The following is a 12,640-nucleotide window of genomic DNA, read 5'->3' as shown; positions in this document are numbered from 1 at the left end:
AATCTGTTTCTATCATTTTTGAAAACAGGATTAAATACTTTATTAAAATTAAATAGAAAAGGAATAAAACCATGTCAGATATTTCAATCATTTCTGCTATCTTGGTTGTAGTTGTTGCCTTCCTTGCAGGTCTTGAAGGTATCCTCGACCAATTCCAATTCCACCAACCAATCGTCGCATGTACCCTTATCGGACTTGCAACTGGTAACCTCGAAGCAGGTGTTATGCTTGGTGGATCTCTCCAAATGATCGCCCTTGGTTGGGCAAACATCGGAGCTGCCGTAGCTCCTGACGCTGCTCTTGCATCTGTTGCCGCAGCGATCATCTTGATTAAAGGTGGTAACTTTACTACTGAAGGTATCGCCGTTGCAACTGCAACAGCTATCCCTCTTGCCGTAGCTGGACTTTTCTTGACAATGATTGTTCGTACAATCTCAGTTGCCTTGGTTCACTCTGCTGACGCAGCTGCAAAAGAAGGAAACATTGCAGCTGTCGAACGCGCTCACTACTTTGCGCTTGTTCTTCAAGGTCTTCGTATTGCAATCCCTGCAGCCTTCCTTATCGCTATCCCAGCTTCTGCTGTTAAAGACGCTCTTGGCCTAATGCCAGAATGGTTGAATGGTGGTATGGCTGTCGGTGGTGCTATGGTTGTTGCCGTTGGTTACGCTATGGTTATCAACATGATGGCGACTCGTGAAGTATGGCCATTCTTCGCTATCGGTTTCGCTCTTGCAGCCATCTCTCAATTGACTTTGATTGCCCTTGGTGTCATCGGTGTTGCCCTTGCCTTCATCTACCTTAACCTTACAAAACAAGGTGGAAACGGTGGCGGCGGAGCTGCGACTTCTAACGACCCAATCGGTGATATCCTAGAAGACTACTAGAAAGGGGAACAATCATGGCTGAAAAAATTCAATTATCAAAATCAGATCGTCAAAAAGTTTGGTGGCGTTCACAATTCCTTCAAGGTTCTTGGAACTACGAACGTATGCAAAACTTGGGTTGGGCTTACTCTTTGATCCCAGCTATCAAAAAATTGTACACTAAAAAAGAAGACCAAGCGGCTGCTCTTGAGCGTCACCTTGAGTTCTTCAACACTCACCCATACGTAGCTGCTCCAATCATGGGGGTTACTCTTGCACTTGAAGAAGAGCGCGCTAACGGTGTTGAAATCGATGATGCTGCTATCCAAGGGGTTAAGATCGGTATGATGGGACCTCTTGCTGGTATCGGTGACCCAGTATTCTGGTTTACAGTTCGTCCTATCCTTGGAGCCCTTGGTGCATCACTTGCTGCATCTGGTAACATTGTTGGTCCCCTTCTCTTCTTCTTTGGATGGAATGCTATCCGTATGGCCTTCCTATGGTATACACAAGAGTTCGGTTACAAAGCTGGATCTGAAATCACTAAAGACATGTCTGGTGGTATCTTGAAAGACATCACTAAAGGAGCATCTATCCTTGGTATGTTCATCCTTGCCGTTCTTGTACAACGTTGGGTGTCTATCAACTTTACTGTGAACCTTCCAGGTAAACAATTAGCAGAAGGTGCTTACATCAACTTCCCAGAAGGACCTGTATCAGGTGCTGAGTTGAAAGGTATCCTTGGTCAAGCACTTGGTGGATTGAGCTTAGATAAGATTCAACCACAAACCCTTCAAGGTCAGTTGAACTCATTGATCCCAGGGTTGATGGGACTTCTCCTTACTTTCCTCTGCATGTGGTTGCTTAAGAAAAAAGTATCACCAATCACAATCATCCTTGCTCTCTTTGCAGTAGGTATCGCAGCTCGTTTCTTCGGTATCATGTAATCCAAGCAATTAAAGATTTATATAAAATGAGTCTGGGAAAAAGTCCCAGACTCATTTTTGATGTCATTTTTTTCTCCTAGTCAAATAATGAAAAGCTCCAATCACTACTGCTAGAATGGCAACATAAAGAACTTGAGTGGTTTCTAAAGGTACAAAAGTTCCTCGCAGGATAAAGGTATTGGCAAGCACTCCAACAAGGGCTGCAAGGCTCAAAAGTGTGAGCAAGGCTAGTTTGTATCGATTAAAGGGAATGCTGATCTTGGCAACTAGACACAGACCATTGACCAAAGCAAGGAGGAAGCAAATAAATTTAACCTGACCTGGGACAGTGATAAAGAAGTTAGTCAGGAGAACACTAGCGACTAGAACGCCACCACCAATCGCTGCGTTGATCAAAATATCTCGCATAAAATGTGTGCTGACCTTTTCTTTATTGGACTCAAAAGTTAGAAAGAAGGATGGAATCCCAATCGTAATGGCTGAAATGATTGTAAACTGAATGGGGATAAAGGCAAACTCCAAACCTAATACCACACTCAAAATCGCAAACACGATGGAAAAGAAAGTCTTTGTTAGAAAGAGAGAGGCGACCTTTTGGATGTTATTGATGACACGGCGCCCTTCCATCAAAATATCATAAAAAACTGCAAAGTCATCTGTCAGGAAAACAATATTGGATACACTTTTGGCTGCGCTCGTAGCACCTTTCATAGCAAAGCTGATGTCAGCTTTCTTGAGAGCTAGAACATCATTAACTCCATCACCGCTCATGGCAACAGTCTTGCCAGCATTTTGCAAAATAGATACCATCTTTTGTTTCTGTTCAGGTGTCACCCGACCAAAAATATCGTGTTCCAAGACCACTCTTTCAAAGTCCTCATCACTCACCTTGGTCATATCAATCGCACGGGCTGATTCTTTAAATCCTGCCTTACGAGCCACCCCATATACAGCCACATGATTATCACCACTGATAATCTTCACTTCAACACCTTGAGATTCGAAATAGTCAAAGGTGTCCTTGGTATTGTCCTTGATCTCATCTGACAGAACGACGTGCCCTAGTAGTTCCATATTGGCTGGACTCGTGATCTGGTCCTTGCTATGAGCGAGTGTCAAGATTCGAAAACCTTGCTGTTTTAGATCTTCATAGTAGGCATCCATCGCTTGGGTAAAGCCTAGAAACTCATAAGCACCGAAGAAATAGGTTCCACCCTCTTTTACTTGGACAAAGGAATACTTGTTTTTACTTGAAAAGGCACCAACTTCTTGAACTTCCCACTTTTTCTCACAGGTTAAGTAAGTCTTCAGAGCCCGCGACGTCGCATTTTCATCCTCAAAATAAGCCAGATAAGAAGACAGTTTCTCTGCTACATTAGCATCCATTTCTTGGACCTTCATATTACCAGTCGTGATGGTTCCAGTCTTATCAAAACAAAGAACATCTACACGCGCCAAGGTTTCCACACAGTATAGCTCCTGCACCAGAACCTTCTTTTTAGCCAGCTTCATGGCTGCTACCGCTAAGGAAACACTAACCAGTAGAATCAATCCCTCTGGAATCATGCCGACTAAGGCACCTGAACTTCCTAAAACAATCTCAACATAAGTCCGTCCTAGACTAAAACCTCTGATATAGAGGAGAATCGCAACTGGCACCAGCAAGATGGAAACGATTTTTAAAATCTTATCCATGTAATCGCGCAGTTGAGAAGGGTATTTTTTAAATTCCTTGCTGGATTTTGCAAGTTTGTTGATATAACTATCGGGACCCACAGCTGTAGCAAGGACCAGACAAGTACCACTGACGACATTGCTTCCGCTCATCAGCTGGTCACCAACTGTTTTAAAGACCGAATCACTCTCACCCGTCAGCAAGGACTCATCAACCTCAACATTCCCTTCCAGCACTTCTGCATCGACAGGCACCTGATCTCCCAGATTGAGATGTAGATACTCTCCTAAAACAATGTCCTCTGGATCAATCTCGATCGTTTGACCATCTCGATTGACCCTGTACTTACTCTTACCAAGCAAACTCAGCTTTTCCAAAGCATTTTTTGAACGCACTTCTTGGAAAATACCGATGGCTGTATTGATAGCAATCACACCTAAAAAGAGCATATTTTCAAATCGCAAGGTTGTGGCTACTAGAACTGCCAGAGCCAAGTTCATGGCATTAAAGAAGGTAAAGATATTTGAAACGACAATTTCCTTGGTTGTTTTGTAGGGTTTAATGTCGCTGATGTTTCGTTGACGTTCCTTGATGTCTTGACTGCTTAAATACTTCATTTCTACTCCGATATCCTTTTGTACTACTATAGTAACACATATCCTTTTCTCTGTCACTTAAAGACTCAAAATAAGAAGAACTCCCTTGGCAAGCATCATCTATCGCCACTTTAAGAAGAACTTAAAAGGAGGCTAGGATTCCCCTAACCTCTTTTCTCTATGCTTTATTCTGCCAAGGCACCCATTGGATCCCAAGGTGCGAGCACGATTGGTTCTGCTTCATAAGCAGCTTGTTCCTCTGCTGTCAGCAATTCTTTGCGAACAACGATTTGGTAGGTGTATTCGTCCATCCAAGCATCTGAGGCAACAAAGTACCCATCTGTACCGACCTTGTCTCCCCAAGAGTTCTCAACCTTCCACTTGGTTGGCTTGCCATTTTCATCCAAATCAACACCTGTCAAGACCATGGCGTGGGTCATCAAGCTTTCGCTGTAGTCCAAACGTCCAGCCTTGTCTTGAGTCAGTTGAATGTCCATGCTTGATTCAAAGTCATAAACATCTGTCGCAAGGATTCCAGCTTTACGGTTGCTGAGTTGACCGACATCTGAACCAAACCAAACAGTCTCACCCGTTTGCATTTGGGCAATCGCTAATTCTTTCAAGCGCTCCATTGGAACGTTGATGTAGCGAACTGCACGGCTACCAACCACATTCCCCAACATCTCAACTGTGTAAGATTTACCGTAAGGCTTGTCAGCAGTTGGAGCATTGATAACCGAAACGTAGTCTTCTAGAGGAAGGTCAACATATTTTTTGTAAAATTCTTGTGGTGTAATGCCCTTTTCACTTTGGTAGTTATCATCCTTGTCACGATAAGCAAAGTCAAATTTACGTGGTGGAAGACCCAAAGACATGGCAAGGAAGTTAAAGATTTCTTGCAAGAGGTCTTCTTTCTTAGCTTGAACAGTCGCTTGGTCTGCACCAGAAGCAAGCAAGTCACGCAAGATTTGGGCATCTTGGCGGAGCAATTTGTTAAGAATTGCATTAAGCTCACGGCTGCTGCTAGAAGAAACTGACTCAGGATAAACAGACTTGGGAACGACACCATATTTCACAAAGAGGGCAACGACCATATCCCATTGACCACCATCTTGTTGAGGTGTTTGGAGTAGGAAGCTAACCTTGCGGCTCGTCAAGTCTTGGTCTGCAGTCGCAATCACTTGCTCCAAGAACCAGTTGGATTTCTCGTACTTGTCCCAGAAGAAAGTGTGGGCTTGTGACAACTCAAAGTTTTCCAGTTTGTATTGAGAGATGAGTTTGTGGCGGAAGGTGTTGAGAGCTGCAAACATCCAGCAACGACCAGAGGCTTTCTGGTTAGTAACCTTGTCCTTAGTCAAATCCAATGAGAAAACAGGTGTATTGTCTACATGGCTTTGGCGACGTTCTAGGGCTGCAAAAATTCCGTTATGGCTGGCAGCATTTTCGATCGCTTGGTATTTGACATTTGCTTCATAGTTGGCAAAAAGTTTATCTGTAAATGATTCTTGAATCGCGTTCATAGATTCCTCCTTTTATTCTACTGTCTATTATAACTCTTTTCACAAATGAAGCAACCGAAAAACTTAAAAAGGCAAGGACATTCTCCTCGCCTTTTCTAAAATAAATCAAATTAAGCAATACTCGCAAGGAGAACCTCTAACTCCTCCTTGGTCAAGCGACGCCATTCTCCTCGTTCTAAGTTCTCGTCCAAGGCTAACGTTCCCATCGTCAAACGTTGTAGGTCCACCACTTCCTTGCCACAGTAGGCCACCATTCGTTTGACTTGATGAAACTTCCCTTCTGCAATGGTCACGCGAACCAGACTTTGATTCTTTACTGACTCTACCGACACAATCTCCAGCTTAGCTGGCTGGCAGGTAAAGTCCTTGAGCGGAATGCCCTTGACAAATGTCTCCACGTCTTCTTGGCTCATGATGCCCTCGACTTGTGCCAGATAGGTCTTATCCACATGACGTTTTGGTGAAAGAAGAGCATGAGCCAGCTGGCCATCATTGGTCAAGAGCAGGAGGCCATGCGTATCGATATCCAAGCGCCCTACTGGGAAAACTTCCTTGGTCCGAGCAATATCATCCAACAAGTCCAACACTGTTCTGTGTTTAGAATCCTCAGTCGCAGAAATAACTCCTTGGGGCTTGTTCATCATGTAGTAGACAAACTCTTCATACTCCAGCACTTGGCCATCAAAGCGAATCTCATCTCTTTCTTCGTTAATCTGCAATTTAGCTGACTTTTCTTTTTTACCATTTACCGTCACGCGCCCAGCCTTCAAAAGGTTTTTGACCTCCGTCCGGCTCCCCACAGCGCAGGCAACTAAAAATTTATCTAATCTCATAGAACTATTATATCATACTCAAAAGGAGGATGGCTCAATGACCAACCTCCTTTTCTTTTCAGAGTCGGAAAGCTAACTTCCTCTGTCCCAGAAGATAGCTAAGACAATCATGGCACCGAGAACTGCTGGGATAATGGCTGTACCGTTTAGGATTGGTCCCCAAGTTCCAAAGAGCAAGTGACCCAAAGAAGCACCAATCCAGCCGAGAAACATTTTCCCAAAGCATCCCATGCTTTCTCCGCGATTGGTTAAAGCACCTGCCAAGAGTCCCACTAGGAGACCAACAAACATACTTCCAAGCATAGCTTCTCCTTAAATTGCCCAGTCTCCATTACGGAAGAGGGGTACGCGTGTTCCATCCTCACGGATACCATCGATATCCATTTGATTCGAACCAATCATAAAGTCCACGTGAACATCTGAACGGTTCAGTCCTGCAGCGTCAAGCTCTTCTTCGCTCATCTCTGCACCACCAACAACGCTAGTCGCATAGGCAGCACCGATAGCCAAGTGGTTTGACGCATTTTCATCGAAAAGGGTATTAAAGAAGGTAATACCTGACTGAGAAATTGGACTTGGATCTGGTACCAAGGCACATTCACCCAAGGAACGCGCGCCAGCATTTTCAAAAACAAGGTCTTTCATGACCTGATCACCCTTCTCAGCAGTGATATCTACGATTTGACCATCCTTGAAAGTTACTTTAATGCCTTCGATGATATTTCCGTTGTAGCTAAGTGGTTTTGTAGAGGTTACATAGCCCTCTGCACGACGGAAGTCAGGAGCCGTAAAGACTTCTTCTGTTGGCATATTTGGCAAGAATCCTTCTCCCTGTGCATTGACTGCTCCAGCTGATTCCCAAACGTGATTCTTCGGCAAGCCAAGTGTCAAATCTGTCCCTGGAGCTGTGTAGTGAAGAGCTGAAAATTGTTCTTTATTAAGCATTTCCGCCTTGCTCTTAAGGATTGCTGCATGTTCTTCCCAAGCCTTAACTGGATCTTCTTCGTAGACACGGCAAGTTTTGAAGATTTGATCCCAAAGGAGGTCCACTGCTTCTTCATCGCTCGCAGCATTTGGAAAGACCTTCTTAGCCCACTCAAGCCCTGCTGCAGCTGCTACAGTCCAGCTAACCTTGTTGGATTGAGTTGCGATACGCATTGGCTTCATGGCAAGTCCCATCGCTTTAGCAGAAGCTGAAAGCTTGTCCGCATCCACTCCGTTCAAGGCACCTGGATCAGAAGAACGAACCCCAAGACGGCTAGCCTTGTTCTCCAAGAGATAGTTCATCTCAGCAATCTTGTATTCTGGCACATTGTCTAGACGCTCCATCGGCGCGTGGAGGAATTTCTCACGGTTAATCACATCATCTGTCCACTGAACGATAACCTCATGCGCACCCAAGGCATAAGCTTCTTTCACAATCAAATGCGCCAACTCACGCTGCTCCACATCGATAGAGAGAGCCAAGGTGTGACCAGGTTGCACGTTAATTCCGTTCGCAACCAATAATTTCGCATATTTTTCTAGATTTTCTTTAAAATTTGGTAAAACCATTCTATTCTTCCTTTTCTTTTATTATTTCTCTTTAAATAAGGACAACAAGCTAACCGTTGCCACCGTACCGCAAATCAAAGCGGTCATTCTCAAAATCGTATCAGGGTCAAGATCCAGCTGATAATCAAACACCTTTTGCGCTGGCTTATCCTGAGCGGAAATGGTAAGTTTCATAAAAACCTCTTCCTATATTTTAGAAAAATTCATCAAACAAACTCAACTGGTTATCCTCTGGCATATTGCCCAGAATCCCCATTTCATCCATCTTTTCAACCAAGGTTGATGAGAGGCCACCACGTTTGCGTAGTTCTGTTTTGGAAAGGAATTCTCCCTCTTCACGCGCTCGTACCAACTGCTTGGCAACGTTCTCTCCCAGACCATCCATTGCTACAAATGGCGGAATGAGGGTATCCCCATCGATGAGGAACTCTGTCGCCTGACTACGGTAGAGATCGAGTTTGCCAAACTTGAAACCTCGTTCCCACATCTCATTGACAATCTCAAGAGTTGTATAAAGATCAATTTCCACATTAGAAGCTTCATTGTTCTTCCGTTTTTCAGCGATTTCTTCCATTCTTCGCTTAATAGCATCTAAGCCCGCTCCCATAGTCTTGATATCAAAGGCCTTGGCACGGATAGAGAAATAAGCACAGTAATAATAAATCGGATGGTGAACCTTGAAGTAGGCCACACGCAAGGCCATCATAACGTAGGCTGCCGCATGGGCCTTAGGGAACATGTACTTGATTTTCCCACAGGACTCGATATACCACTCTGGTACCTTATTGGCTTTCATGGCTTCAATGTAGCCATTTCGCTCTTCCTCGGAAATCTTCAACCACAATCCCTTACGTACCCGTTCCATGATGGTAAAGGCCATCTTAGGCTCGAGACCCGCATGCATGAGGTAAACCATGATGTCGTCCCGACAACCGATAACGGTTGATAGGTCCGCAATTCCTTGCTTGATCAAATCCTGGGCATTTCCCAACCACACATCAGTACCGTGGGACAGACCTGAGAGCTGAAGCAATTCCGCAAAAGTCGTCGGATGCGTTTCGTCTACCATCCCACGTACAAAGTTTGTTCCAAACTCTGGGATTCCCAGCATGCCCGTCGGCGTTCCGATTTGCTCCGGCGTCACCCCAAGTACATCCGTCCCAGAAAAGAGGGCCATCACGCCTTCATCATCCATAGGGATTTCATTAGGGTCAATCCCAGACAAATCCTGCAGTTTCCGAATCATGGTCGGATCATCATGCCCCAGCACATCAAGTTTGAGAACGTTCTCATCGATATCGTGGAAGTTAAAGTGAGTCGTCTGCCATTCAGCCGTCACGTCATCCGCTGGATACTGGACAGGAGTAAAGTCGTAGACATCCATGTAGTTAGGAATAACAACGATTCCCCCTGGGTGTTGTCCCGTTGTCCGCTTGACACCAGCAGCACCTTGAGCAAGGCGTTCCACCTCTGCATCACGATAAAACTTCCCGTAGTCTCTCTCGTAGCCCTTTACAAATCCATAGGCAGTCTTGGCAGCCACCGTACCAACCGTTCCTGCACGGAAGGCATATTCCTCACCAAAGATATCACGTACATCCAAGTGGGCGCTAGGCTGGTCTTCTCCTGAGAAGTTCAAGTCAATATCGGGAACCTTATCTCCATCAAAACCAAGGAAGGTTTCAAACGGAATATCCTGCCCATTTTTGCTGAGTTTGTGACCACAGTTTGGACAATCCTTATTGGGCATATCAAAACCTGAACCGTAAGAGCCATCGGTGATAAACTCACTGTACTGACACTGACCACAGACATAATGAGGAGAGAGAGGATTAACCTCCGTAATCCCAATCATGGTCGCAACAAAACTGGAGCCAACAGATCCACGAGAACCAACCAAGTAACCCCGTTCATTGGAACGTTGCACCAGCATCTGCGATGCCAGATAAATCACGGCAAATCCATTCCCCAGAATAGAAGTCAATTCTTTTTCAATCCGCAAATCAACGATGTCTGGCAACGGATTTCCATAAATCTCAAAAGCTTTCTTGTAGGTCAGCTCAGCGACCGTTTCTTCAGCCTTGTCGATGAAAGGTGTGTACAAGTCACCCTTAACGACCTCAACAGGCTCAAATATTTCTGCCAAGGCATTGGTGTTCTCAATAACTAGTTTACGAGCTAAATCTTCGCCCAAGAAGGCAAATTCATCCAACATCTCATTAGTTGTTCGAAAATGAGCCTTGGGCAGAGGAGCTGGTTGGGCATGTTCGCCATGACCGATGGTTCGGTTAATCATAGCCCCTTGTCCCAAACTACGGACGATAATTTCACGGTAAATCTCTTCTTCCGGTTCGATATAGTGAACATTTCCCGTAGCCAGTACAGGCTTACCAAGACGGTCCCCGACCTCTATCAAACTCTTGATAATGGTCTGAAGTTCCTCCATATCCTTGACCTGCTCTTTAGCAATCAAGGGAGCATAGATAGCCGGTGGCATGACCTCGATAAAGTCATAATACTTGGCCACCTCAACCGCCGCATCCACACCTTGGGAAACAACTGCGTCAAAAACTTCACCCTCGGAGCAAGCCGATCCCAAAATCAAACCTTCCCGATGGGCATCTAGAACCGTTCTCGGAATCCGTGGCACCCCTTCAAAATACTTGGTATTGGACAAAGAAACCAGTTTAAAAATATTTTTTAAACCTATCTGATTCTTGACATAGATAGTCGCATGCTTAATCCGAGCTTTTTTATAAGAATCTGGACTAATCAAATCAATGTTTAGTCTAGCTAGATCGGTCACACCATGTTTTTCCGCCACCTCTTTGATAAAGATGAAGAGCAAACGACCAGTCGCTTCCGCATCGTAGTTGGCCATGTGGTGGTGTTCCAGAGCTACACCAAAACGCTTGGTCAAAGGTCCCAAACCATGACGTTTATACTCAGGATAAAGGTTTCTAGCAAACTCGAGCGTATCGATGACTGGCTGGCTAATCTTAGGCAGACCATGACGCTCATAGTTGGCATTCATAAAGCCAACGTCAAAGGTTGCATTGTGGGCAACTAGGACGGTATCCTTACAGAATTCTTGGAATTCTTGCAAAACTTGTTCCAGTGGTTTGGCATTTTTGACATGATCATCTGTAATACCAGTCAACTCTGTAGTAAAGGCTGATAAAGGGTGACCTGGGTTGATAAATTCATCAAATTCAGCAATAACATTCCCTTTGTACATCTTAGAGGCCGCAACCTGAATCAAGTCATTATAGATGGCTGAAAGTCCCGTCGTTTCCACGTCAAAAACCACATAGGTCGCTTCTGACAAGTCCATCTCCACTTCGTTATAAACGATAGGAACGCGGTCCTCTACAATATTGGCTTCCATTCCATAGATTAGCTGAATTCCAGCTTTCTTAGCTGCCTTATAGCCGTGTGGGAAGGACTGGACATTCCCGTGGTCCGTGATGGCAACCGCCTTGTGTCCCCACTTAGCAGCTGTCTCAACGATTTTTTCTACCTCAGGAAGAGCATCCATGGTCGACATGTTAGTATGAGCATGAAACTCGACCCGACGCTCACCTTCTGGCATCAAATCCTTCCGCTCATAGTGAACAACTTCCTGCACATCCTGCACGTTCATGGTCAAATCGCGTGTAAAGTTATTCATCTCCACATTTCCACGAACACGGAGCCAAGAATTCTTCTTAATGATGTCAAACTTCTGAGCTTCTTCTTCATTCTTAACCCATTTTTGCATTGAAAAACTTGAAGTGTAGTCCGTCATTTTAAAATTGATCAAAACGCGACCAGTTCTGGTCACTTTATGTTCCACATCAAAAACGACCCCTTCAAAGACTAGACGATTTTCCTCAGTTGTCACGTCGATCATCTGGGTAACTTCTGCCTTATCTAGTTTTGGCTTAGCCGCAGCTTTTTTAGCCTGAAAATCGAAGGCTGGTTTCTCTTCTACTGGAGGAGGAGCCATTTGTTCCAGTTGTTCCATAGCACGCAAAGCCTCTTCATTGGCAGCCTGTACAATTTGTTCATTCTCCGTATAGAAGGCTTCCTCCTGCTCTTGTGTAAGGGCATCATTCTTTTCTATTTGGCATACAAAGGCTGGGAAACCAAACTTTTCAAGTTGCTTTGCTAGATTAGGAAGATGATTCTTCTTAAAGTGTTCCTTATCAATCGCCTCTGAACCTTCAATAAAGAGTTGATTTCCCTCCGCACGAACTTGCAGATTCTGATAAAGAGACTTAAATCCTTGGCTAGCACACGGACCTTCAGAAAAAGCCTCCTTATAGTAGGCCTGCAAGAGTTCATTAGAAAATTCTTGAGAAAGAGCCTTGATTTCAAAAACAGCTTGATTGCCTGTCTTAGAAAATTCATCACTCAACCCCTTCTTTAACTCTAGAAAAATTTCGATAGGTAAAATTTTAGAAAATACAAAATGAAATTCCCATACCTTACTAATTTTATGAACCACGACACGCTCAATGCTTGCATCAACGAGAGCAGGATCCTGTTTCAGTTGATCAGAGATTCCTAGTTGATTCATTAAAATTTCAAACTTACTTGACATTCATTTTCCTCACATTATTCTCTTACTATTTTACCATAATTAAAGAAAATATATAGCTAGTACCATT

9 protein-coding genes are annotated in these 12,640 nt (G+C 44.3%); 2 read left to right on the top strand and 7 right to left on the bottom strand.

Annotation, left to right across the window (positions count from 1 at the left end):
* The first annotated feature begins 71 nt into the window (after positions 1-71).
* Positions 72-884: a PTS mannose/fructose/sorbose transporter subunit IIC gene (locus M1F97_RS05545; RefSeq protein ID WP_084948395.1), complete on the top strand. Its 813-nt coding sequence runs from the start codon at positions 72-74 to the stop codon at positions 882-884.
* A gap of 14 nt (positions 885-898) precedes the next feature.
* Complete coding sequence (locus M1F97_RS05540; protein ID WP_000818317.1) at positions 899-1,810, top strand: PTS system mannose/fructose/sorbose family transporter subunit IID; 912 nt, start codon at positions 899-901, stop codon at positions 1,808-1,810.
* Positions 1,811-1,873: 63 nt separating this feature from the next.
* Here the strand turns inward: M1F97_RS05540 and M1F97_RS05535 are convergent, their stop codons facing one another.
* The 7 genes from M1F97_RS05535 to M1F97_RS05505 form a co-directional block, all read right to left on the bottom strand.
* Positions 1,874-4,102 carry an HAD-IC family P-type ATPase gene (locus tag M1F97_RS05535; protein WP_247944461.1) on the bottom strand — a complete coding sequence of 743 codons (2,229 nt, stop codon included), beginning with the start codon at positions 4,100-4,102 and terminating at the stop codon, positions 1,874-1,876.
* Between the two features lie 164 nt (positions 4,103-4,266).
* Positions 4,267-5,601, bottom strand: coding sequence for a C1 family peptidase (pepC, locus tag M1F97_RS05530; protein ID WP_247944460.1), 1,335 nt, complete (start codon positions 5,599-5,601; stop codon positions 4,267-4,269).
* Between the two features lie 110 nt (positions 5,602-5,711).
* On the bottom strand, positions 5,712-6,434 hold the full coding sequence (locus M1F97_RS05525) for a pseudouridine synthase (protein WP_247944459.1): 723 nt from the start codon (positions 6,432-6,434) through the stop codon (positions 5,712-5,714).
* A gap of 72 nt (positions 6,435-6,506) precedes the next feature.
* Positions 6,507-6,737: a GlsB/YeaQ/YmgE family stress response membrane protein gene (locus tag M1F97_RS05520; RefSeq protein ID WP_247944458.1), complete on the bottom strand. Its 231-nt coding sequence runs from the start codon at positions 6,735-6,737 to the stop codon at positions 6,507-6,509.
* Between the two features lie 9 nt (positions 6,738-6,746).
* The gene (locus tag M1F97_RS05515) at positions 6,747-7,988 is read right to left on the bottom strand and encodes an aminopeptidase (protein ID WP_084948383.1); all 1,242 of its coding nucleotides are present in this window, start codon (positions 7,986-7,988) and stop codon (positions 6,747-6,749) included.
* 21 nt (positions 7,989-8,009) lie between these two features.
* Positions 8,010-8,162, bottom strand: coding sequence for a hypothetical protein (locus tag M1F97_RS05510; protein ID WP_049477769.1), 153 nt, complete (start codon positions 8,160-8,162; stop codon positions 8,010-8,012).
* Positions 8,163-8,181: 19 nt separating this feature from the next.
* On the bottom strand, positions 8,182-12,573 hold the full coding sequence (locus M1F97_RS05505) for a PolC-type DNA polymerase III (RefSeq protein ID WP_247944457.1): 4,392 nt from the start codon (positions 12,571-12,573) through the stop codon (positions 8,182-8,184).
* Positions 12,574-12,640 lie beyond the last annotated feature (67 nt).

The organism is Streptococcus oralis (assembly GCF_023110435.1).
In the GTDB taxonomy this organism is placed as follows: Bacteria; Bacillota; Bacilli; order Lactobacillales; family Streptococcaceae; genus Streptococcus; species Streptococcus oralis_CF.
The sequence above is the reverse complement of the archived record's forward strand: the minus strand, read 5'-3'. Positions and strand labels throughout refer to the sequence as shown.